The sequence below is a fragment of the Planococcus sp. CPCC 101016 genome (assembly GCF_007859295.1).
GTDB lineage: Bacteria > Bacillota > Bacilli > Bacillales_A > Planococcaceae > Planococcus.
Genome location: NZ_VOHB01000006.1, coordinates 172,198 through 193,692, shown reverse-complemented (window position 1 = coordinate 193,692; position 21,495 = coordinate 172,198). Strand labels below are relative to the sequence as shown.

Here is a 21,495-nt window from a genome sequence, read left to right as displayed (position 1 = left end):
GAGGTAGATAGGTTCGAGGTGGAAGCGTGGCGACACGTGCAGCTGACGAATACTAATCGATCGAGGACTTAACCAAACAATGTATACGGAATCCTTGCATGTTCCGGTGTCGTTTATCCAGTTTTGAAGGAACAAGAAAAAGTTTTTTGAAAAAAAGCTTGAAAAAACCTGTAATATTGGTATAATAAATCTTGTCTTTCAAAATAAAATTAGTCTGGTAATGATGGCAAAGAGGCCACACCCGTTCCCATCCCGAACACGGCAGTTAAGCTCTTTTGCGCCGATGGTAGTTGGGGGTCTCCCCCTGTGAGAGTAGGACGTTGCCAGGCTGATCAATTATTCCGAAGTAGCTCAGTGGTAGAGCACCGCACTGTTAATGCGATGGTCGTAGGTTCGAGTCCTACCTTCGGAGCCAATTTTGGAGAGCTGTCCGAGTGGCCGAAGGAGCATGATTGGAAATCATGTAGGCGGGCAACCGTCTCAAGGGTTCGAATCCCTTGCTCTCCGCCAGAAGATAAATTCCAAAAAATATAGGGCCCCTTGGTCAAGCGGTTAAGACACCGCCCTTTCACGGCGGTAACACGGGTTCGAATCCCGTAGGGGTCACCAAATTCACGGAGGATTAGCTCAGCTGGGAGAGCATCTGCCTTACAAGCAGAGGGTCGGCGGTTCGATCCCGTCATCCTCCACCATTTACTTTTACATAACAAAAATTCTGCCGTTACTTACATACGGATGTAATTTGTAAATAAAATAATGTTGTCGCGGGGTGGAGCAGTTCGGTAGCTCGTTGGGCTCATAACCCAAAGGTCGCAGGTTCAAATCCTGCCCCCGCAACCAAATGGTCCCGTGGTGTAGCGGTTAACATGCCTGCCTGTCACGCAGGAGATCGCCGGTTCGATCCCGGTCGGGACCGCCATTTTTACTTAGCAATGTGGGTCAGTAGCTCAGTCGGTAGAGCATTAGATTGAAGCTCTAAGTGTCGGCGGTTCGATTCCGTCCTGACCCACCATTTTTTTATGAAATATCTCCATGCCGGAGTAGCTCAACTGGTAGAGCAACTGACTTGTAATCAGTAGGTTGAGGGTTCAAGTCCTTTCTCCGGCACCATTTTTAAGGTGGGGTAGCGAAGTGGCTAAACGCGGCGGACTGTAAATCCGCTCCTTCGGGTTCGGCAGTTCGAATCTGCCCCCCACCACCAGTTTTTAGGGGCATAGTTTAACGGTAGAACAGAGGTCTCCAAAACCTCCGATGTGGGTTCGATTCCTACTGCCCCTGCCAATTTTAAAATTTTATGATGGCGGTCGTGGCGAAGTGGTTAACGCACCGGATTGTGATTCCGGCACTCGGGGGTTCAATTCCCCTCGTCCGCCCCATGTTTTCATTTCATTAATTGTCCTTATAAAATAGTAAAGTGGCGGTCGTGGCGAAGTGGTTAACGCACCGGATTGTGATTCCGGCACTCGGGGGTTCAATTCCCCTCGTCCGCCCCATCTTATTAGTGGGGTATAGCCAAGCGGTAAGGCAACGGGTTTTGATCCCGTCATGCCCTGGTTCGAATCCAGGTACCCCAGCTTTACGCGGAAGTAGTTCAGTGGTAGAACGCCACCTTGCCAAGGTGGAGGTCGCGAGTTCGAACCTCGTCTTCCGCTCCAAAATTTGGCGGCATAGCCAAGTGGTAAGGCATGGGTCTGCAACACCCTTATCACCGGTTCGAGTCCGGTTGCCGCCTCCATAATGATTTGCCGGCGTGGCGGAATTGGCAGACGCGCGGGACTCAAAATCCCGTTCCTTCACGGGAGTGTCGGTTCGACCCCGACCGCCGGTATCACGAAAGGACCTGCCTGTCCTTTCACAAACCCTTTAACTGTGAATATTCACAGTTAAAGGGTTTTTTGTTGTATTTGGAGAAGTTCCGGCAGTTTGCATTGAGAAGATAGCATTAAAATTAATGTTATAGGGGGCGGTTGAACATTACTGTGTTAAAAGTCCAAAGAGCCTGCTGTTAATTTTGCAGATCTTCTATTAGAGCACTGGGGCATTGTAAAGCAAAAGATAGTTATGAATTAGTTTTAACTATAGATGTATTTTGCCCTGTTAGTCGGGTAACTGGCGCAGAATAGAAGTTTGAATTACGACCTTAAGAAAAAGTACAGGTGGGCTTTCGGTTTTAACTGATACTAATTTAGTGTTACAGAAGCGATTCATGTGTTTTGTTATGGCGGTTGTTATTTTTCCAAAGTGAAAAATAATCACGATTAAGTTGGCATGAATAGTTATCAATCATCAATCATATTAATAGCGAATTTATACGGTGGATGGATTACAAAGGCTGCAATTAGGGAAGTAAATTGTATAATAGAGTGGCTTTTAAATTTTCTATTATACTAATAAAGTGTTGGCGAGTGAAAAAAGATGTGCTATAATAAGTCTTGTCCGCTTGATCCATACTTGCCAGTGTGGCGGAATTGGCAGACGCGCACGACTCAAAATCGTGTTCCTTCTGGAGTGCCGGTTCGACCCCGGCCACTGGTATACTTAAAGCTTAGAAGCAAGGCCCTGACTTAATTGTTGGGGCCTTTTTTCTTTTTCAAAGAAGTACAATCGGTTGCAAAAGGAAAGAAATCAAAAAAGCCGATGCAAGTAATTCTCTTACACCGGCTCCTATGATTTATATACACGAAGCAATCTGTTCAGTTATTCAGCATATTTACAGCTTACGCGCTTGTTATGCGGTGTGAACATTCCATCCGGATTCTTTTTAAAGAGCCATGCATGCAAGTCGTAATGCTGGCCTTTAGATCCGTCATGATTATCCATTGGCCCTTGGAATTTCTCTTTGAATAATTCTGGTGTTTTGTCAGTTTCCTCTGCGGGCACATACCATTCAGCGGCGACTAGCTTATAGCTGCCGTCTTTTTTCGGCTCATAAACCAAGATTTCGGGTTTTTTGATGTTTAGTTTCGCATCATCTGCTCTGCTCGGTTTGACTAAGTGAATCCCCATATTTGGTACACAAGCTCCAGGTACTAATCCAACAAATCCTTCATCCAAGGCGACATCAATATCCCGATACTTCTTAAGTGCTTTTTTGCTGATAACTAATTCCTCCCTGACACTGTAATCGTGATCGTCGTCGTGATGGGGATGGGCACTGACACTGGACATAGTGGACAGACTGAGAACTGCAGCCATGAGAGCGACAGAAAACTTGTTCACTTTACTCCCTCCTTAATATATTTTTGATATATGTATTAACATTACGATGTTTTCCCCGTAAATTATAAACCTTTATTTATAATATGCAATACCTAAAATTAAAAATATGTAAAATATTAAAATGTAAATGGTGAGGATCGATACTTTATATTTGATGGCATAGTGGGCAGCGTCTTGTTAAAAATTTGCTTTCCATCTGATTTAGTAAGTTGCTAGATGAAGATCGATTCATCTAATTCAAATAATGGAATGTTGATTGTAAGAGCATATAGAAAAGGCAGCCGCACTTGCAGCTGCCTTCTGATAGTTTTAAATAATTCCTTGGAATCGAAGAATAATCTCGGCAATGACTGCTGAGCCAAGGAAAGTTCCAAGCAGGACGAACATGCCGATCACGATCGTCTTCCAGCCTAATTGTACAAAGTCAAACCATGAGCGGCCGATGGATACTCCGGCATAAGCTAGAATAGGCGTAGCAATGGCCAATAAATTGACCTCTGCTGTATACGCCGCAATTTGTGCAGATCCTGGCATACCGGGAATCGTCAAAATCAGTCCAATAATTCCGATGTAAGCGATGCTGGGCAATTGAAAAGGCAGCAGGCGATGAATGATTAAGCCGGCCAGGCTAATGCCTATCAGGATAGCTATTCCCGGAAGCGCTGTCCAAGGCAACACATCGTAGCCTATCCAGTTTCCAATCAGCATGATCACGCCGATGATCAAAAAGACCAGTATCCATTCCTTAACGCTTTTTAACATATTCTACGCTCCCTTTAGCTGCTTTTTTCTCTTTATTTTTCGATAGGATTTCATACATTTTCACGGTCAATGGCAAGCCGACAAAAATACTCATATACAGACCGGTCACAGAAGAAATCAAGTTGCTGACTCCTGAAAATGCGGTTAAGGTCTCACTCATCTCCGGGAATGCGGCAACTAAGGGGCCGAGTGAAGCGGCTGCCATACTGCCGCTTCCTACGCCAGTCGCCATTGCGAAAGAAATTGGATGCAAAGGGGTCACGGTGGCCAAAAATCCAGAAATCAACCCAATAAAAATCGATCCGAAGACGGTTCCGAATATGTACATGGCCATAACGCCACGCCCTTCAGGCGAAGACAACCCATATTTGTCAGTGATCAACGCTAAGTTTGCTTCACGGCCGATGGAATGTGTCATACCGATGCTTTCTCTTTTAAGTCCGAGAAAAACAGCTAAAGGCAATGCCAAGAATATTGTTCCTAAATTTCCAAATTCCTGAAGCAATAAAGCTGGTCCTGCTTCAATGATTTGAGGCAGCGCTGGGCCTGCCTGTACGCCAAATTTGGCGATCAATACGGAAACCGAGAGAAATACCAGTGGTTCTGCATTGATCGATTGTTTATCATTGATCAAAGGAGTAAAATACAAACCCAATCCGATTACCACTGCATAAAGCATTGGCAGCAAAAGAATAGTTCCTGGACCAAGTGGAATCGAAAAGATGCCAATCGATTCTGTTACAGCGACGATCGCCAATACGATGACATGCAGTCGCCAATCTTTCCATAATTTTAGAGCTTGTTCGCCCATGCTTCATCTACTCCTTTTATGTGGGAGAACGGCTCTCCGTTAATGATCAGCTCGCGTTGACAGCAGGCTGTTCTTTTTTCGTGTAGTTTAATGCAGCAGCGCCTAATACTTTGGCCGCTATCAGAAGGGCGCGTTCATCGATATCGAATTTAGGATGGTGGTGTGGATAGGCATCTTCATTTTCCGGGCTTTGAGCACCGGTGAAGAAAAATGTTCCTTTAATATTTTGCAGGTAGTAGGAAAAATCTTCACCTCCCATAATAGGCTCGGTTTCTCTGACGTGTTCCACACCAGGTACTGAAGGAGCTAGTGACGCTACAAAATTGGTTTCTTCTTCGTGATTGACGGTTGTCGGATAGCCGCGAGTATAGGTATATTCATAATCCGCACCTGAAACGAGACATGTTCCTTTGATGACTCTGTCGATTTCTTCTTCGATGAAAGTACGGATGTCTTCTTTGAAAGTCCGTACTGTGCCAACCATCTCGGCAGTATCTGCAATAACGTTGTAAGGGTTTTTTGCTACGAAGCTGCAGACGGAGACTACAGCGGATTCCAAAGGATCAATTCGGCGGCTGACAATCTGCTGCAGATTATTAATCAACTGACCGCCGATCACAATGCTGTCTTTGGTATCGTGGGGGCTGGCACCATGACCTCCTTTTCCAAGAATTTTAATGTCGAAACGGTCAGGAGCAGCTTGCAGGGGACCTGAGCGATAACCAACTTCTCCAAGCGGCATTTGAGCTTGCAAATGCGTACCGAAAATGACGTCTACACCTTCTAGACAGCCGTCTTCAATCATGGCGATTGCACCGCCTGGTGGTAATTCTTCTGCATGCTGATGAAGAAAGACAATGGTGCCTTCAATGTCCTGCTGCATGCTGTTTAATGCTTTTGCCAGACCGAGCAGACTGGCTGTATGCCCGTCATGACCGCAGGCATGCATAACTCCGTCATTTTTGGATTTATAAGGAACGTCTGTCTGTTCTTGAATCGGCAATGCATCGAAGTCTGCACGCAATGCAATAGTTGGACCCGGTTTTCCACCTTTTAAATAAGCCAAAACTCCGTTGCCGCCAACATTCGTCCGAACCTCATGTCCTAATTTTTCATGGAAAGCTGCAATGTATTTAGCGGTTTCCACTTCCTCAAAAGACAGTTCCGGATATTCATGAAGATAGCGCCGAATATCCACAATTTCTTCATACAGTTCATCAAGTTTATTAAATAATTGGCTCACTAAAATAACCTCCTCTGAATTAATATTCCCATACTATCATAATCATTTACTTTGAACTATAAGACTTTTTGCGGAAAACATAAAGTATTCAATTAAATCGATTGTAAAATCGTAGTGTGTCCATACCAGTTGAATTGCGGTTGTTTCATTTTTCAGCCAGGGTGGAATTCAGTTACTAAATATGCTTTTAATTGAAGAGGTAGATTTGCCATCTTCTTAACGAGTACTGAGCATCCATCAAAACGGATACATAGCTACTGCAAGCATGAAATGAAAGAAGGAAAAGCAGATGGATTCTAAAATTCAAAAAATCACACCAAATTTATGGTTTGACATGAATGCAGAGGAAGCAGTGGATTTTTATACATCTGTCTTTAGAAACTCAAAAGCCGGAAGCAAGACCTACTACACCCATGCAGGCAAGGAAATTCATGGCATCGACGCGGGAAAAATTTTGACAATTGAGTTTCAGCTGGAGGGACAGGATTTTTTAGCGCTGAATGGCGGTCCAACTTTTCAATTTACCGAAGCAGTTTCGTTTATTATCAATTGTGAGTCCCAGGAAGAAATAGATTACTATTGGACCAAATTGACTCAAGGTGGAGACGAGAAAGCGCAGGAATGCGGATGGTTGAAAGATCGTTTCGGTGTTTCCTGGCAAGTGGTTCCAATTGAATTGAACGAAATGCTTGTCAATACGGAAGCGGAAAAAGCAGAGCGGGTAATGGGAGCGCTGCTGCAAATGCAGAAGTTAGATTTGGCTGAACTGCGGCGCGCATACGAAGGATAACAACGAGGTGCAGTGGCTGTTCCTGTCTTATGATTTTCATAAGGCAGGATTTTTTTGTTGTGGGTCACGGAATCTTCAGAACGGAGCTTTTGAGTTTCGTTCTGGAAATGTGTATGCTGAAACATAATCGGTTATTTTGCAGAATAAAGGAGAATTTGATGAGACAGATACATAGTGATATTTTGGAATTCAGAGGGAGTCATTATGAGTTCGGGTTTAAGCAAGGTGAACTTTTGAAAGATAGCATCATACTGGAAAATCGAAGAAAGCAATGGAAAGCAAAGAGGCCAAGATTCGAAATAGACGTACAGGACACGGAAGCTGCTTACCGAAGGTTTGCGCCCGGAATCTGGGATGAACTGACCGGTTTGCAGGAAAGCCTAAAATTGCCAATGGCAGAGGTGCTGCGTGATTTTGGAGGCTACCGGATCGATGCAATGCCATCAGGCTGCTCAATTGTTACCGGAGCAGACTTTATGGTCCGGAATTACGACTTTCATCCACAAACATATGAAGGACGCTTTAGTCTGTTTCAACCCAACGATCAAGGCTATGCCATAATTGGTCCGACTTCACGCATTACAGGACGGATGGATGGCATGAATGAAAAGGGACTATCGATGGGCTATAACTTTACGCATCGCAAAAAACCGGGGGACGGATTTGTCTGTTATCTGATCGGCCGAATCATTCTGGAAACTTGTGCCACCATACAGGAAGCAGTGGAGCTGTTGAAGGAAATTCCGCACCGCGGGTCGTTTAGTTACATCGTGACAGATCCAAGCGGTGAGACACGCATCATTGAAGCGAGTCCGCGTGGAGTCGATATCCGGACCAGTAATGTCTGCACCAATCATTTTGAAATTCAGCAGCATGAAAACCGCAATTACCTGAAGGATTCATTTGAACGTATGGAAGCTATTCAAAATCAGCAAAGCCAGACGGAGGATGCCTTGCTGGCCTTTCGCTTGTTTAATGATACAGACAAGGGCGTGTTTTCCAAACTGTATAAAAGCTGGGCAGGGACCATTCACACCTCGCTGTATTTGCCGAAAGAAAAGAGTGTCTGGTTCGCACTAGGGGGCAATCAGCAGCCAACGATTTTGGATTTTGACAGTTGGCTGCTAGGAAAAGATTTGGATATTCAGAAAATCCATGGAGCGGTGGAAACCGATATCGGCTTTGCCCATGTCGATAAACAATTTATTTAAAAGACAAAAAAGGCACCAGCTTTAATTTGCTGGGGCCTTTCGTTGTTAAAATTCAGCCATATGGGCAAATGGCAGATGTGTATCGATTTTTCCGTTGATGCGTTTGGCATACAAGCGTTCACCTTCCAGCCACTTTTCAAAATCAAGCATAAGCGGAAGTCGATCTGGTCCGATAGCAAACCCTACTTCCAAGCTATGCTGGTAGTAAGAAGCGGTATGCAAGGTGCCGGAAGCGGTACTGTATTTCTTCGAAAAAACACCTTTATCCGAATCATTCAGCAGGCGGAAAGCGCTGTAGCCATCGATGTTATTTTGTTGCTGGGCCAGCATCATTTGTTCTCTTCTGCGGGAATCATCTGTCTGATAGCGGTTTTCCTCAACCAGCAACTCAAAATGATTAGTGGACACAGCAGATTCGCGAACTACCACAGAACGCGGCGAAGCTTCGACGACTACAGATTTTCCGGTGCGGTCCAACAGTACATAGCTGAAGGAGCGGCGATGCGGCAATTCTTCCAGCAAATCGATTGCATCTTCGATGTCAGCACAGTTTTCTAAAATGAGGCGGCCGATCATATTGCAGATAAAGCCATCTTCTGAATTGCGGCGGTTGATAAAGTTATAACCCATTACCAAGCCTTTTTCGTTCATTCCGTCTGTTCGGCCGGTAATTTGCATGGTGGGTCCGATGGTCGCAAATCCACCATCAGTCGGTTGATACAATGCAAAACGCCCTTCGTAACCTTCAGGTGAACTGTCGTAATTGCGGACCATAAAATCGGATTCGGTATAAATGGAGCAGCCGCTCCGCGTGTATTCCAGGTAATAGCCGCCGAATTCTTGAATGGCATCGTGCATGGGCCATTTCAAAGCATCGGCCAGGCCTTGGATTTCATCCCATACTCTTGGCGCTAAAGTCAGCAATATATTTTTTGCACGTTGTTCGTCTATAATTAAATGACGGCTGGAAGCCTTCCGTTGCTTTTGGCGATTGGGAAGAATCAATGATTCCTTCAATAATTCTCCCTGCATCCGGCCAAAATCGTAATGGCTTCCCCGAAATTGGACTATGTCACTATGCACTCGTTTCACGTGTTGATCCCTCTTTTATTCTTCAATGTAAGAAGAGTTTACTGCATCCTTGCATGAATGAAAAAGAATATGCTTATGGGAAAAAATAGTGGAAAAGCTAATTGTAAATAAAATAGTTTTTTGTGAATAATTCTTCAGAAAGCCAGTGAAAGCGCGAGAGATAGAAGAAATAGTAAGTACCAATCTTCTTTAGGTTCTGCAAAAATATAAGCTGAATCTAGTAGCAAGAAATCCAGTAAAGCGACTGTCAAAAGAAAATGTGACAGAAAAATGGCCGGTGCTCTGCTTATGCAGAGCACCGGCTTGTTATTCATTCAATTAAACTACGTAAAATTCGGCATCTCCGCCGTTGATACCGGTGAACATATTCGAAGCGGCAGTCAAAAGCTGCAGCGCCACATCTCTTTCCATAGACGGTCGAATGTAGAAGATATGTAATGCGTTTATTGTCTGCTCCGTCACAGCGGTCCGTTTAGAATCGACGTAGGGGCTGCCAAATGCGCCTTCCTCGTCTTTTGAGACTAGAATACCAGTCAATGTGTTGACGCGGTTATTGAGGCCATCATAGCGGTCTGTGCTGGTCCCTACTGTGATCTCAACATCACCTGCAATTTTATCGGCATCATAAAGTCCCAAAGGAATTTCATATTGCAGCGACAGGAAACTGTTCATATCAATAGCAGAATTAACGGTAGATAAGTAATTTTGTTTTTTTATGCGGCGGTACAGCGCCTCGGCAGACGGGCGGTAGCGGCTGGGATCGGCCCCTAATGCTTTCCAGATCAACTGCCATTCGAGCAGGCCGGGAAACTCGGCAAGGTCCTTATCTTCCAAATCAAAGTACAACTGTTCTTGAAAAAGTTGAAGACGGCCTTTTAACATTTGAGGTGAATCGGAAACGGTGATATTGTTATAATGAATGACGCCAATTTTAAAGTCGCTTAGTATTTTGTTTATTTGAGGATCGATTGTCAGTTTCATTGCAATCTTCCTTTCACGTAAGGGTTATTATTATCGTATCATAGAATTGAGTGAGGGGTTACGACATGAATCTTGATCAATTTCAAAAAGAGCTTGTTGCGTATGCCTCGGAGATCGGAATTGATAAAATCGGTTTTGCCTCAGCAGAACCTTTTTATAGCTTAAAGCATCAGTTGATTCGTCAGCAGCAGTTGAATTACCAGTCCGGTTTTGAGGAATCGGATATAGAAAAGCGCACCCGGCCTGAGCTGCTGCTAAATGAGGCCGTCAGCATCGTAGCTATTGCCATCGCTTATCCTTCCAAGATGGAAAATGCACCGCAGGGTGTAAAAGGCGCAAGACGGGGAATTTTTTCACGCTCTTCCTGGGGCAAGGACTATCACGCTGCTCTGAAAGAGCGGCTGACGTTGCTGGAAGCTTACATTGCGGCTCATTATCCGGAAGCTCGGATGCGATCGATGGTGGATACAGGAGAGCTGTCTGACCGGGCAGTGGCCGAACGCGCCGGCATTGGCTGGAGCGCGAAAAACACCAATATCATCACGCCGGAATTCGGTTCCTATGTGTATCTCGGCGAGATGATCACCAACATCCCGTTCCGTTTTGATGAACCGATGGAAGATCAATGCGGCGACTGCCGCTTGTGCATCGATACTTGTCCGACAGGAGCGATTGTTGAAGGCGGCCAGTTGAACGCCCAGCGCTGTATTTCATTTTTAACGCAGACAAAAGGGTTTATGCCGGATGAATTCCGCGGCAAAATCGGCAACCGGCTGTATGGCTGCGATACCTGTCAGACCGTGTGTCCAAAGAACAAGCGCAAAGCCAATCAGATCCATACAGAATTCGAACCGGATCCGGAAATCGCCAAGCCGCTGCTTGAGCCTTTATTGACCATATCCAATCGGGAATTCAAGGCCAAATTTGGGTATGTGTCCGGTTCATGGCGGGGCAAAAAGCCGATTCAGCGAAATGCTATTTTGGCGTTGGCGCATTTCAAGGAAACGTCTGCGGTGCCTGCATTGATTGATTTATTGGAAAGCGACGAGCGTCCAGTAATCCGTGGAACTGCGGCATGGGCCATCGGGAAAATAGGTTCTAATGAAGGATTGGCTGCATTGAAACAAGCGGAGCAGAACGAAAATGAGGTAGAAGTTTTAGAAGAAATTCAAAAAGGATTGGCATTTTTTGCTGAAGGATTGAAAGGATAAGTGACAGATTTGGCTATTCATATTGTACTTTACCAACCGCTGATACCAGCGAATACAGGAAATATCGCGCGTTCATGCGCTGGGACGGGAGTGAAGCTGCATCTGATTCGTCCGCTCGGGTTTTCGACAGATGATAAGATGCTCAAACGGGCAGGGCTCGACTACTGGGAACATGTCGATATTTTTTATTACGATGGCCTGCAGGAGCTGTTTGACCGGTATGCTGAAGGAGAGTTTTACTATATTACGAAATTTGGGGCACAGCCTCACACGTCATTCGATTTTTCAGACAGAGAAAAGGATCATTTCTTCGTTTTCGGACAGGAAACAAAAGGACTACCAAAAGAAGTGATTGAACAAAATCCGGATCATTGCTTGCGCATTCCAATGAATGACAACATCCGCTCGCTTAATTTATCGAATACAGCCGCCATTTTAATGTATGAAGCATTGCGGCAGCAAGATTACCCAGGTTTGGAATAGAAAAAAGGACAGCGGATTCCGCTGTCCTTTTGTACTATTCTCTTTCGTTTGTTCCAGGTTTGTCATCGTATCCAGCAGTGAAAATAGCTGCCAAGAACGAAACACAAATACCCAAAATAAGGATTAAGTTCATAATAATGACCTCCTTGAAATGTGCATCTTTGTTTAGTATAGCTTACAAGCGGGAAAAATGAAATATACAACATCCACTCAAATGTGGATAATTTCTGACGGTCTGAAAAGGAAGGAATGGTTTTAAAGGTGAAACTTTTGCTGTGTTCATCCGTATATAGGAGATAAGAAAGTCAAAGAAGGGATGATAACGAATGAAAATGAAAATTTCTGTCGCTTTGCTTTGGATTACAGGATTGGCTGAAGCATTCCTGGCGATTCCATTAATCGGTGGCGGCTTTGTCATCAGCACCGGTTATTCGGCTTTAGGAGTTATGTTTGTCCTTCACGCCATTACCTTGTTCTTCTGTTTCCGTGAATATTCACCGAAATCAGGATCGATTCTTGGAATTATTACGAGCTTGATTGCTTGGATTCCGGGTATCGGCTGGGTGTTCCATTTGATCACTGCAGCTGTATTGCTTATTACTGCAGGAATGACAGGCAACAGAGCGCGAATCTAAACAAAAAAACCGCCGAGTGGCGGTTTTTTTAATGCGGTGCAATTAGCAATTGAATGGTGAATAACACAGCGAAAATATAAAGGATGGGATGAACCGATTTGCCTTTGCCTTTAAAGATTTTCATCAATGGATAAGTGATGAAACCAAAAGCAATGCCTGTTGCGATACTGGAAGTCAGTGGCATGGCTAGGACGATCAGGAACGCCGGGAACGCTTCATCGAAATGCTCCCATTCAATTTGTTTAACAGCACCAATCATCAAGCTGCCAACAATGATCAATGCCGGAGCTGTAATCGCCGCTACATTGGATAGAGCACCGACCAATGGACCAAAGAACGCTGCAATGATAAACAGGATGGCGACTGTCAGACTGGTAAGCCCGGTACGCCCGCCAGCTGCAACGCCTGCCGATGATTCAACGTAAGCTGAAGTAGGGCTTGTCCCCACCATCGCACCGGCAGTGGCGGCAACTGAATCTGCCAGCAAAGCTTGCCGCATTCTCGGCATTTTATTGTCTTTCATCAACCCGGCTTGCTTTGCTACACCAATCATTGTGCCGGTTGTATCAAACAAGGTGACCAGCAGGAACGAAAAGACGACACCATACAAGCCGTATTCGATTACCAGTTGCAGCGCTTCAATCGGATTCCAGATAAGAATCCCTTCAGGCAATGACGGCAGCTGCATTAAGCTGCCCTCGAATTTTAATTGACCAGTGAAAAAGGCGACGATTCCGGTGACGATCATTCCGTAGAAAATGCCGCCATGAATATTTAATGACATGAAAATCACGGTAACTAATAATCCGAGCAAGGTCAATGCTACAGGTGGAGAAGTCAAATTGCCTAAACCGACGAGGTTCGCTTCATTAGCGACAATTAAACCGCTCAGTCGCATCCCAATAAAGGCGATAAAAAGTCCAATGCCTGCAGTAATGGCATGCTTTAAATTTTCAGGAATGGCTTGGATCAGCACTTTTCGCATGGATGTTAGAGATAATAGAACAAAAATGAGACCTGCGACAAAAACAGCGGCAAATGCAGTTACGTAGTCGATGGCTCCATTCGAACCAAGCACCATGGATGTAAAATAAGCGTTCAAGCCCATTCCCGGCGCTATCGCAATCGGATAATTGGCGGCCAATGCCATCCAGAGCGTGCCGATTGCCGCCGCGATGATTGTTGCCAAAAAGACTTGATCAAACGGTACTCCGGCCGCTCCTAAAATGACAGGATTGACAATGACGATATAGGCCATGGTCAGAAAAGTCGTCATTCCTGCGGTGATTTCAGTCTTTATATCAGTATTATTTTCTTTTAAATGAAACATAAAAAAGCTCCTTCCGAAACACGAACAATTTTAAACAACATCCTATATAATATTCGCTTTGATATAAGAGTGCAAGTACCTTTTGAAAAATCCTTAAAGTCGAATTTATCTAATATTATTTGTACAATATAAAGGAAAGGATGATGAAAATGGAATTGGCAATCAATTCAACAAAAACCTTACATAATGAAGTAGAGATGCCTCGTTTCGGTTTAGGCGTATACAAAATGACCGATAAAGAAGCGGCAGTGGAAGCCATGGCCACTGCGATTCAAGCGGGTTACAAAGCGATAGACACGGCGACCATTTACGACAATGAAGCGGAAGTGGGCGAAGCGGTAAGGAATTCCGGCGTAAAGAGGGATGACTTGTTCATTACCTCGAAGGTCTGGAATACGGATCAAGGCTACGATGAAACGTTGCGCGCATTCGAAGCTTCTTTAAAGCGATTGGACTTTGATTATTTGGATCTTTACTTGACACATTGGGCGATTGAAGGGAAATACGTAGACACGTACCGTGCCATTCAGCGCCTCTATGACGAAAAGCTGGTTCGTTCCATTGGCGTCTCCAATCATCAGCAGCATCATTTGGAGAAAATCCTGGCAACGGCGAACATCCCACCAATGGTCAATCAAATTGAATTGCATCCACAGTTGACACAAGTTCCGCTTCGGGATTATTGTGCCTCTTACGACATTGCTGTCACTTCCTGGTCGCCACTGGCACGAGGCCGGCTGCTTGAGGATCCTGTACTATCTGAAATCGCCAAAACCCATGGCAAGACGATTGCACAAATCATCATCCGTTGGCATTTACAAAGCGATCTGATCGTCATCCCGAAATCTGTGACGCCATCGCGCATTAGAGAAAACGCACAAGTATTTGATTTCTCTCTAAACCAAGAAGAAATGAAATTAATCGATGGGTTGAATCAAGATTGGCGCTCTGGTACCCATCCAGATGAAATCAAGGCATAAGAAAAAGCAAGTTCCCTTCAAAAAGGAACTTGCTTTTTTATTATCTTGCTGAATCCTCAACAACCACTTTTTCATTTGTGAAAGGGTGGGTGAACGACATGCGGAAAGCATGAAGGTGATAAGCACCATCTTGTGTCGGGGGCCCTTCGTATAGCGTATCTCCAACGATTGGGTGGCCGATGTGGGAAAGATGTGTTCGGATTTGGTGCGTGCGTCCGGTTTCAAGTGTCAGGTGAAGCAGCGATTTGCCTTCCATCTGCTTTAATACACGGTAATGGGTCACAGCGCTCTGTCCCGTTTGAGAGACCATACGGCGGGTTGGGTGATGGCGGTCACGGCCGATCGGGAAATCGATCGTACCGGATTTATTATGGACTTTGCCTTTGACAACAGCTTCATAATCGCGAACCAGCTGTTTTTGTTCCAGCATACGGTCCAGGACGTTTTTCGCAACAGGATGCTTCGCGACCATCAAAAGACCGGAAGTTCCTTGGTCCAAACGGTGGACATGTTCGCCGTATGATCCGCCGTTGCGGATGATGTGCCCAAGAATGGCGTTGATGAAGGTATCGGTTTGTCCGACTTCATTGGGATGTGTTGCCATGCCTTTCGGTTTGCGGGCAACGATGAAGTGGTCATCTTCGAATAGAACAGGAAGCTCCACATCGTGTTTTGGTTCGTAAGGAGAGTCAGCAGGCGGCAAGTCGAAGTGCAGGACAGTTCCAGCAGGCAGAGGCTCTTTCCAGATAACTTCCTGAAATTTATCGTTCTTGACGCTTTTGGCCATGCGCATTTGATGGACTACTTTCTTGCCAAGGCCCCATTCGGTTCTCAGCAATTCTTCGACGGTCATGCCGTCGTCTTTAATTTCGTAACTCCAAGTCATTCGATTTCCTCCATAAAAAAGGATCATGCGCAAGGCACATGATCCTTATGTCATTTATTTTTAACTACATCGGTGAAGAATTGTTCGATATTTTCTTTCGGCTGTGCGCCGACCCAACGTGAAACTTCTTTACCATTATCGAAATGGATTAGGGTGGGAGTTGCCTCAATCATGTATTGTTCTCCACCTTGTTCATACTCTAACAGATTATACTGCAAAACGTCTACATCCATATCTTCAGCTATAGGCATTAAAACAGGTGTAGTCTCCTGACAGTATTGGCAGAGTGGACTAAAGAAATAAACCGTCGTTGGCTCGCCGCTGGCAATCTGTTCTTCCAATTCAGCTGGCAGCACAATATTTTGGTAGTTTTCATCGTCCAATTGATCGATCGTTGCCTGCTCCAAATCTTCTGTATCGTATGGGTTGTTCGCTAGTTTTTCCTCGTTTGCCTGACTCGTCAAGAAAATGATACCTGCAAATATAACCACAACAATGCCTGCGATAATTAATAATTTCTTCATTTTTACTTTTCCTCCTTAAGGGACTTCAATAAATAAATGCTCATTCCGGCGATTAGAATAAATGCGGTCAACGCCAAAAACGGAATGGTGATGAATCCGAGAAGATTGATGTATTCCCCGGTACATGGCACAAGTCCACAAGAAGGTGCTGAATCTGACAGAAAGTCGAGTTTCTGCAAGCCATAATGGTAAAGGGAAATCCCTCCGCCCACAATTGAAAAAATTAAAGCGGTAGCTGCGATTCGAACATTTTTCTGGACAAAAGCCACTCCGATGACGATGACAAGCGGATACATGAAAATGCGTTGGATCCAGCACAGGTCGCACGGTGCATAGCCTCGAATTTCAGAAAAATAAAGCGAACCCGACGTGGCAATGAGCGCTACAACCCACATGGAAAGCAAAACATTCTCCTGGCGTTTCGTCATTTGGTGTTCCCTCTTTTCAAAAAATACTTCCATAGAATTATAATTGTTATCGGTATACAAGTAAAATAATATCAACCTGAGCAACTATCCTATATAATAAAGTTTGAAACTTTTGTGAAGGAGAGCTGTATTGTGGCAGAACAATTTGATTTATCCCATTTTGAAAAAAGCATGATCATTCGTGAAATGAATTATGCAGATATAAATGCCATCCTTGAAATGCAGCGTTTATGCTTTCCTGGAATGGACCCTTGGAAAGAAGAGCAGTTAAGAAGCCATTTAGGCGTCTTTCCTCAAGGACAAATGGTCGCAGAACTAGACGGCATAGTGATTGGTTCGTGTTCGAGCCTATTGATCAACTTTGATGAATACGATGATCGCCATACGTGGGACGATGTAACAGACGCAGGCTATATCACCAACCATAACCCCGATGGCTACAATATGTACGGCATTGAAGTCATGGTGCATCCAGAATACCGTCGGATGAAAGTAGGGCAGCGTCTATACGAAGCCCGCAAAGAACTTGCACGTGAACTAAACTTGAAGTCGATTATCATTGGAGGACGCATTCCAAACTACCATAAACACGCGGATGAAATGTCTCCGAGAGAGTATGTCGATTCTGTATCACGCCATAAAATCTATGATCCCGTTTTGACGTTCCAATTGATGAATGGCTTCCAATTGATGCGGATCAATCCGAATTACCTGCAGGATGATTTGGCATCCGGCAAGTATGCAACATTGATGGAATGGAATAATGTCGACTATAAGCCGATCTCCAAACGCCATTTTAAAACCAGCTTGCCAGTCCGGATTTGTGTGGTGCAGTATTTGATGCGTGCCATTAAATCTTTTGACGACTTGGCCAGCCAGGTTGAATACTTTGTAGATGTGGCATCAGATGCACATTCGGATTTCGTGGTATTCCCTGAAATCTTTACAACACAATTGATGTCGTTCCTGAATGAACCATCGCCAAGTCAAGCAGTTCGGAAACTGACTGAATACACGCCTCAATATATTGAATTGTTTACAGACCTTGCTGTCCGTTACAACATCAATATCATCGGTGGATCACATTTCGTTAAAGAAGAAGACGATGAAATCTACAATATTGCTTACTTGTTCCGCCGGGACGGATCCATCGACAAGCAGTATAAAATCCACATTACACCGAATGAACGCAAATGGTGGGGGATATCTGCCGGTGATTCCGTTCGTGTCTTTGATACGGACTGCGGAAAAATCGCAATCCAGATCTGCTACGATATTGAATTTCCTGAACTGGCACGTATTGCAACAGACATGGGAGCGAATATCATATTCACTCCATTCTGTACAGAAGATCGCCAAGGCTACTTGCGTGTCCGCTATTGTGCACAGGCCCGCGCAGTCGAAAATCAGATTTATACGGTCATTTCAGGAACGGTGGGCAACTTGCCGCAAACTGAAAACATGGATATCCAGTACGCCCAATCGGGAATTTTCGCTCCATCCGATTTTGAATTTGCTCGTGATGGAATTGTCGGAGAAACCAATGCAAACCTTGAAATGGTATTGATTGGAGATGTCGATCTTGAAATATTAAGACGTCAGCGTCAAAATGGTACGGTCAAGCAATTGAAGGATCGACGCCACGATGTTTACCGCGTTGAATACAAAAAAGACTAAACAAAGCCGCTTCCAAAATGGGAGCGGCTTTTCTTCGGAATATTTGGTAAACTAAAGATTAAACAAATGATTTTAGCTATATATGAAACTTTTGGCATAGTTTCCGCAGGAAAGAGCAGTTGATCTGTAGAATATCACCAAGTGAAGATCATTAATACTATTTATACCAATAAGGTTGGAGGAATGTATATGTCATGGAAAGAACGAATTAAACGTTGGTTGGACCACAAAGCACTCGACGAGGAAACAAGGCAATCACTGACTGTCCTGATGGAAGATGAAAAATCGGCGGAAGATGCGTTTTATCAGGATTTAGTTTTTGGCACCGGAGGAATGCGCGGTGAAATTGGACCAGGAACAAACCGGATGAATGTCTACACTGTCCGAAAAGCGTCACAAGGAATCGCTGATTACATAAAGGAAAATGGCGAACTGGCGATGTCGCGCGGAATTGTCATTGCCTATGACAGTCGCCGCATGTCTCCTGAATTTGCGGAAGAAGCGGCTCGTACTTTTGCAGCGAACGGCGTTCACACGTATTTGTACAGCGGCCCGAGGACAACACCGCAATTGTCGTTCAGTGTCCGCTATTTAAACGCATTCATGGGTATTGTCATTACGGCCAGCCACAATCCACCGGAATACAATGGCTACAAAGTGTATGCAGAAGATGGCGCTCAACTGAACCTGGAAGATGCTGATCGTGTCATCGACTATGTCAGCCGCGTTGAAGACGAACTATCCATCGTTAATGCTGAGTTCGAAGAATCGCTGCTGGTCCGGATTGACGAAAAAATGGATGAGGCGTACCTCTCTAATGCACTGACTGTGCAGGAACATTCAGCAAGTCCGATTCAAGCCGTATTTACCCCGCTTCACGGAGCATCAGGTGCAACAGTCAAACGGTTATTGGATAAAGCAGGCTACGACCAGATCACGTACGTTGCAGAACAGATGGAACCTGATGGCGAGTTCCCGACAGTGACATCCCCTAATCCTGAAGAAGGTTCCGCATTTGAATTGGCGGAGCAGTATGGCAAAAAATCTGGAGCCGATTTGCTGATTGCTGTTGATCCTGATGGGGATCGTGTCGGTATTGCTGTCTGGAGCGGCAGCCAATACGAATTGCTGAGCGGCAATCAGACCGGTGCTATTTTAATCGAGTACCTGCTGAGTCAGAAAAAAGCTAAAGGCACTTTGCCGACAAACGGCCGCATCTTTAAAACCATTGTCACATCTGAGTTTGGCCGCGTCGTAGCCGATTCCTATGGAGTTGGCTGTGAGGATGTATTGACTGGCTTTAAATTTATTGGTGAAAAATTAAAGCATAATGATGCCAACCCGCAGTTTGAATTTTTATTCGGCTATGAAGAAAGTTATGGTTATTTGATCCGTGATTTTGCACGGGATAAAGATGCTGTCCAATCGGTTCTATTGCTAGTTGAAGCGGCTGCCTTCTATAAGAAGCAAGGGAAAAATCTCCACGATGTCTTGATCGAACTGTATGATCGCTTCGGCTGGTACCGGGAGTCGCTAGTATCTGTCACTAAAAAAGGCATCGATGGCGCACGAGAAATCAATGCGTTGCTGGAAGACTTGCGCAAGCGGCCGGTTCAGGCGATTGCCGGAATTCCTGTCGTTTCTATCGAAGATTACGAAACTCAAAACCGCATCTTTGTTGATTTGGGCACCGATGAAAAAATCGAATTGCCTCAGTCGAATGTTATCAAGTATTTTCTGAAAGACGGTTCCTGGGTTTGCGTACGTCCGAGCGGTACAGAACCGAAAGTAAAGTATTACTTTGGCATTACAGCTGAAACCCAGCAAGAAAGTGATGAAAAGCTGGAGCTGCTGAAGGAATCGTTTTTGGAGGAAGTAAATAGCAGATAATGGTTTAGCTCCCTGAAAAGGGGGCTTTTCCTTTCTAATCTACAAGGGTTTTTCCGCTTTTCTCTTTGTCCAGCTTCAGCGCCTAGAACCTCGGGGTCTTAAGTCCGCTTGCCTTAAGCCTGTCGATTCTAAACAGGCGCTTCCGCTTTTCTCGTACAAAAGTACGAGGGAGGATTTACTCTAAAAAGTGTATGGTTAAATCAGTACGAATGAGGTGAATGGCTATGGTGATGAATGAACCTTCCAATATAACGTTACTGAAAGAAATAGCCGAATTGCTCAATGAAGAGACGGATATGGCACGGATGCTGGATGGGGCCATTCGCAAATTATTGAGTGCCTCGACTTTCGAGACGGCCTGGATTTTCTTCATTAATGAAAAAGGCAAACATCAACTGGTGGCTCAGGCAAATCTTCCAGCTCCTTTGGAAGAGAATAATTGCCGTCCTCTGCAAAAAGGCGGCTGCTGGTGCGTCAAGCGCTACCATGATGGAGACCTCGAAAAAGCGTCGAACATCATCGCTTGCCAGCGTATTGAAAATGCCATGCCGGCAAAATCAGAAAAGCAAGGAAGCATCACGCATCATGCCACTGTTCCATTGCAGTCAGGAAAAGAAAAGTTCGGGCTGTTGAACATTGCCGCACCGGATACTGTCGGTTTTTCTAAAGATGAATTAGCTCTTTTGGAGTCGGTGGCTTTCCAGATCGGCTCTGCAATCAAACGGATCGGCCTGACCAAACAGGAGCAGGAGCTGGCTCTTGTTAAGGAGCGAAACCGCTTAGCACGCGATCTTCATGATTCGGTCAATCAATTGTTATTTTCGGTGACATTGACTGCCCGCGGAGGCGTGGAAATGTCGGAGGATACTGCCGTACAGGAAACCTTTCGCGATATCCAGCATTTGACGCAAGAAGCCTTAAATGAAATGAGAGCTTTAATTTGGCAATTGCGGCCAAAAGGGCTGGAAAGCGGATTGCTTGATGCCATCAAAGGCTATGGAGAGATGCTCGGGCTGACGGTTGAAACGAAAATGACTGGGGTCATTCAACTGCCGTCGCGCATAGAGGAAACTTTATTTCGCATTGCGCAGGAATCGTTAAATAATGTGCGGAAGCATGCAGGGGTCAACAAAGTCGAATTGTATTTGTCGGTTACGGCAACTGATGTCTTGCTGGTGCTTAAAGATGAAGGACGAGGGTTTGCATTTGACCACGAAGTGTACCTGCCCTCCATTGGAATTCAGAGCATACGCGACCGTGCCCAAGCGGAAGGTGGAACTGCCGACTGGTCCAGTAAAATTGGCAAAGGAACGGAAATCCTGGTGCGGATTCCGTATTAATG

At 44.9% G+C, this 21,495-nt stretch carries 19 protein-coding genes, 17 tRNA genes and 1 rRNA gene; 27 read left to right on the top strand and 10 right to left on the bottom strand.

Going from position 1 to position 21,495, the window contains the following annotated elements:
* Positions 1-213 precede the first annotated feature (213 nt).
* The 18 genes from rrf to FQV26_RS17360 all read left to right on the top strand — a co-directional run bounded on the left by rrf (position 214) and on the right by FQV26_RS17360 (position 2,535).
* A 5S ribosomal RNA gene (gene rrf, locus FQV26_RS17445) occupies positions 214-329 on the top strand.
* Between the two features lie 11 nt (positions 330-340).
* Positions 341-415: transfer RNA gene (locus FQV26_RS17440), tRNA-Asn, on the top strand.
* 5 nt (positions 416-420) lie between these two features.
* Positions 421-510: transfer RNA gene (locus FQV26_RS17435), tRNA-Ser, on the top strand.
* 24 nt (positions 511-534) lie between these two features.
* Positions 535-609, top strand: a tRNA-Glu gene (locus FQV26_RS17430).
* Between the two features lie 7 nt (positions 610-616).
* Positions 617-692: transfer RNA gene (locus FQV26_RS17425), tRNA-Val, on the top strand.
* 71 nt (positions 693-763) lie between these two features.
* Positions 764-840: transfer RNA gene (locus tag FQV26_RS17420), tRNA-Met, on the top strand.
* 3 nt (positions 841-843) lie between these two features.
* Positions 844-919: transfer RNA gene (locus FQV26_RS17415), tRNA-Asp, on the top strand.
* A 17-nt stretch (positions 920-936) separates the two neighbouring features.
* Positions 937-1,012, top strand: a tRNA-Phe gene (locus tag FQV26_RS17410).
* Between the two features lie 22 nt (positions 1,013-1,034).
* A tRNA-Thr gene (locus FQV26_RS17405) sits at positions 1,035-1,110 on the top strand.
* Positions 1,111-1,117: 7 nt separating this feature from the next.
* Positions 1,118-1,201: transfer RNA gene (locus FQV26_RS17400), tRNA-Tyr, on the top strand.
* A 6-nt stretch (positions 1,202-1,207) separates the two neighbouring features.
* Positions 1,208-1,281: transfer RNA gene (locus FQV26_RS17395), tRNA-Trp, on the top strand.
* A gap of 19 nt (positions 1,282-1,300) precedes the next feature.
* A tRNA-His gene (locus tag FQV26_RS17390) sits at positions 1,301-1,376 on the top strand.
* A gap of 41 nt (positions 1,377-1,417) precedes the next feature.
* Positions 1,418-1,493 (top strand) — tRNA-His (locus FQV26_RS17385).
* Positions 1,494-1,502: 9 nt separating this feature from the next.
* Positions 1,503-1,574 (top strand) — tRNA-Gln (locus FQV26_RS17380).
* Between the two features lie 6 nt (positions 1,575-1,580).
* Positions 1,581-1,655, top strand: a tRNA-Gly gene (locus FQV26_RS17375).
* A gap of 6 nt (positions 1,656-1,661) precedes the next feature.
* Positions 1,662-1,735 (top strand) — tRNA-Cys (locus tag FQV26_RS17370).
* Between the two features lie 9 nt (positions 1,736-1,744).
* Positions 1,745-1,828: transfer RNA gene (locus FQV26_RS17365), tRNA-Leu, on the top strand.
* 625 nt (positions 1,829-2,453) lie between these two features.
* A tRNA-Leu gene (locus tag FQV26_RS17360) sits at positions 2,454-2,535 on the top strand.
* Between the two features lie 162 nt (positions 2,536-2,697).
* Here the strand turns inward: FQV26_RS17360 and FQV26_RS17355 are convergent.
* The 4 genes from FQV26_RS17355 to FQV26_RS17340 form a co-directional block, all read right to left on the bottom strand.
* Positions 2,698-3,219 carry a hypothetical protein gene (locus tag FQV26_RS17355; RefSeq protein ID WP_146559206.1) on the bottom strand — a complete coding sequence of 174 codons (522 nt, stop codon included), beginning with the start codon at positions 3,217-3,219 and terminating at the stop codon, positions 2,698-2,700.
* Positions 3,220-3,528: 309 nt separating this feature from the next.
* Positions 3,529-3,981: a hypothetical protein gene (locus tag FQV26_RS17350; protein ID WP_146559203.1), complete on the bottom strand. Its 453-nt coding sequence runs from the start codon at positions 3,979-3,981 to the stop codon at positions 3,529-3,531.
* Positions 3,965-4,792 carry a DUF3100 domain-containing protein gene (locus FQV26_RS17345; RefSeq protein ID WP_146559201.1) on the bottom strand — a complete coding sequence of 276 codons (828 nt, stop codon included), beginning with the start codon at positions 4,790-4,792 and terminating at the stop codon, positions 3,965-3,967. Before FQV26_RS17345 ends, FQV26_RS17350 begins: the two co-directional genes overlap by 17 nt.
* Positions 4,793-4,838: 46 nt before the next feature.
* Complete coding sequence (locus FQV26_RS17340; protein WP_146559199.1) at positions 4,839-6,035, bottom strand: M20 family metallopeptidase; 1,197 nt, start codon at positions 6,033-6,035, stop codon at positions 4,839-4,841.
* Between the two features lie 289 nt (positions 6,036-6,324).
* Between FQV26_RS17340 and FQV26_RS17335 the strand changes: the two genes are divergently transcribed.
* A complete protein-coding gene (locus tag FQV26_RS17335; RefSeq protein ID WP_146559197.1) occupies positions 6,325-6,825 on the top strand; it encodes a VOC family protein in 501 nt (166 codons plus the stop codon).
* Positions 6,826-6,983: 158 nt separating this feature from the next.
* Positions 6,984-8,036, top strand: coding sequence for a C45 family autoproteolytic acyltransferase/hydrolase (locus FQV26_RS17330; RefSeq protein WP_146559195.1), 1,053 nt, complete (start codon positions 6,984-6,986; stop codon positions 8,034-8,036).
* A 45-nt stretch (positions 8,037-8,081) separates the two neighbouring features.
* On the opposite strand, the gene FQV26_RS17325 is transcribed toward FQV26_RS17330, so the two are convergent.
* A complete protein-coding gene (locus tag FQV26_RS17325; RefSeq protein ID WP_146559193.1) occupies positions 8,082-9,128 on the bottom strand; it encodes a C45 family autoproteolytic acyltransferase/hydrolase in 1,047 nt (348 codons plus the stop codon).
* Between the two features lie 318 nt (positions 9,129-9,446).
* Positions 9,447-10,109: a B3/B4 domain-containing protein gene (locus tag FQV26_RS17320; RefSeq protein ID WP_146559191.1), complete on the bottom strand. Its 663-nt coding sequence runs from the start codon at positions 10,107-10,109 to the stop codon at positions 9,447-9,449.
* Between the two features lie 65 nt (positions 10,110-10,174).
* Between FQV26_RS17320 and queG the strand changes: the two genes are divergently transcribed.
* From queG to FQV26_RS17305, 3 genes are all read left to right on the top strand, one after another.
* Positions 10,175-11,320, top strand: coding sequence for a tRNA epoxyqueuosine(34) reductase QueG (gene queG / locus FQV26_RS17315; protein WP_146559189.1), 1,146 nt, complete (start codon positions 10,175-10,177; stop codon positions 11,318-11,320).
* Between the two features lie 9 nt (positions 11,321-11,329).
* Positions 11,330-11,803, top strand: a complete 474-nt coding sequence (gene trmL / locus FQV26_RS17310) for a tRNA (uridine(34)/cytosine(34)/5-carboxymethylaminomethyluridine(34)-2'-O)-methyltransferase TrmL (RefSeq protein WP_146559225.1) — start codon at positions 11,330-11,332, stop codon at positions 11,801-11,803.
* Between the two features lie 326 nt (positions 11,804-12,129).
* Entirely contained in the window at positions 12,130-12,438 is a 309-nt protein-coding gene (locus FQV26_RS17305; protein WP_146559187.1) for a hypothetical protein, read from the top strand.
* A gap of 28 nt (positions 12,439-12,466) precedes the next feature.
* Here FQV26_RS17305 and FQV26_RS17300 read toward each other — a convergent pair whose 3' ends face one another.
* On the bottom strand, positions 12,467-13,768 hold the full coding sequence (locus FQV26_RS17300) for an NCS2 family permease (RefSeq protein ID WP_146559185.1): 1,302 nt from the start codon (positions 13,766-13,768) through the stop codon (positions 12,467-12,469).
* A 149-nt stretch (positions 13,769-13,917) separates the two neighbouring features.
* On the opposite strand from FQV26_RS17300, the gene FQV26_RS17295 reads away from it, so the two are divergent.
* Positions 13,918-14,748 carry an aldo/keto reductase gene (locus FQV26_RS17295; protein WP_186760049.1) on the top strand — a complete coding sequence of 277 codons (831 nt, stop codon included), beginning with the start codon at positions 13,918-13,920 and terminating at the stop codon, positions 14,746-14,748.
* 40 nt (positions 14,749-14,788) lie between these two features.
* Here the strand turns inward: FQV26_RS17295 and FQV26_RS17290 are convergent, their stop codons facing one another.
* From FQV26_RS17290 to FQV26_RS17280, 3 genes are read right to left on the bottom strand one after another with little or no spacing between them, the layout of a single operon-like run.
* Positions 14,789-15,634, bottom strand: coding sequence for an RluA family pseudouridine synthase (locus FQV26_RS17290; protein ID WP_146559183.1), 846 nt, complete (start codon positions 15,632-15,634; stop codon positions 14,789-14,791).
* 50 nt (positions 15,635-15,684) lie between these two features.
* The gene (locus FQV26_RS17285; protein ID WP_146559181.1) at positions 15,685-16,158 is read right to left on the bottom strand and encodes a thioredoxin family protein; all 474 of its coding nucleotides are present in this window, start codon (positions 16,156-16,158) and stop codon (positions 15,685-15,687) included.
* Positions 16,159-16,160: 2 nt separating this feature from the next.
* Positions 16,161-16,586, bottom strand: coding sequence for a disulfide oxidoreductase (locus tag FQV26_RS17280; RefSeq protein WP_146559179.1), 426 nt, complete (start codon positions 16,584-16,586; stop codon positions 16,161-16,163).
* Positions 16,587-16,718: 132 nt separating this feature from the next.
* Here FQV26_RS17280 and FQV26_RS17275 point away from each other — a divergent pair, with 132 nt between their 5' ends.
* The 3 genes from FQV26_RS17275 to FQV26_RS17265 all read left to right on the top strand — a co-directional run bounded on the left by FQV26_RS17275 (position 16,719) and on the right by FQV26_RS17265 (position 21,493).
* A complete protein-coding gene (locus FQV26_RS17275; protein ID WP_146559177.1) occupies positions 16,719-18,263 on the top strand; it encodes a carbon-nitrogen hydrolase family protein in 1,545 nt (514 codons plus the stop codon).
* A gap of 189 nt (positions 18,264-18,452) precedes the next feature.
* Positions 18,453-20,153: a phospho-sugar mutase gene (locus tag FQV26_RS17270; RefSeq protein ID WP_146559175.1), complete on the top strand. Its 1,701-nt coding sequence runs from the start codon at positions 18,453-18,455 to the stop codon at positions 20,151-20,153.
* A gap of 224 nt (positions 20,154-20,377) precedes the next feature.
* Entirely contained in the window at positions 20,378-21,493 is a 1,116-nt protein-coding gene (locus tag FQV26_RS17265; protein WP_146559173.1) for a GAF domain-containing sensor histidine kinase, read from the top strand.
* Positions 21,494-21,495: the final 2 nt, after the last annotated feature.

Coding starts and splice junctions, on each gene's coding strand:
- FQV26_RS17295 (WP_186760049.1), top strand. CDS start 13,918: ATGGAATTGGCAATCAATTCAACAAAAACCTTACATAATGAAGTAGAG.
- queG (WP_146559189.1), top strand. CDS start 10,175: ATGAATCTTGATCAATTTCAAAAAGAGCTTGTTGCGTATGCCTCGGAG.
- FQV26_RS17335 (WP_146559197.1), top strand. CDS start 6,325: ATGGATTCTAAAATTCAAAAAATCACACCAAATTTATGGTTTGACATG.
- FQV26_RS17285 (WP_146559181.1), bottom strand. CDS start 16,158: ATGAAGAAATTATTAATTATCGCAGGCATTGTTGTGGTTATATTTGCA.
- FQV26_RS17290 (WP_146559183.1), bottom strand. CDS start 15,634: ATGACTTGGAGTTACGAAATTAAAGACGACGGCATGACCGTCGAAGAA.
- FQV26_RS17320 (WP_146559191.1), bottom strand. CDS start 10,109: ATGAAACTGACAATCGATCCTCAAATAAACAAAATACTAAGCGACTTT.
- FQV26_RS17345 (WP_146559201.1), bottom strand. CDS start 4,792: ATGGGCGAACAAGCTCTAAAATTATGGAAAGATTGGCGACTGCATGTC.
- FQV26_RS17350 (WP_146559203.1), bottom strand. CDS start 3,981: ATGTTAAAAAGCGTTAAGGAATGGATACTGGTCTTTTTGATCATCGGC.
- FQV26_RS17330 (WP_146559195.1), top strand. CDS start 6,984: ATGAGACAGATACATAGTGATATTTTGGAATTCAGAGGGAGTCATTAT.
- FQV26_RS17280 (WP_146559179.1), bottom strand. CDS start 16,586: ATGACGAAACGCCAGGAGAATGTTTTGCTTTCCATGTGGGTTGTAGCG.
- FQV26_RS17305 (WP_146559187.1), top strand. CDS start 12,130: ATGAAAATGAAAATTTCTGTCGCTTTGCTTTGGATTACAGGATTGGCT.
- FQV26_RS17265 (WP_146559173.1), top strand. CDS start 20,378: ATGGTGATGAATGAACCTTCCAATATAACGTTACTGAAAGAAATAGCC.
- FQV26_RS17270 (WP_146559175.1), top strand. CDS start 18,453: ATGTCATGGAAAGAACGAATTAAACGTTGGTTGGACCACAAAGCACTC.
- FQV26_RS17300 (WP_146559185.1), bottom strand. CDS start 13,768: ATGTTTCATTTAAAAGAAAATAATACTGATATAAAGACTGAAATCACC.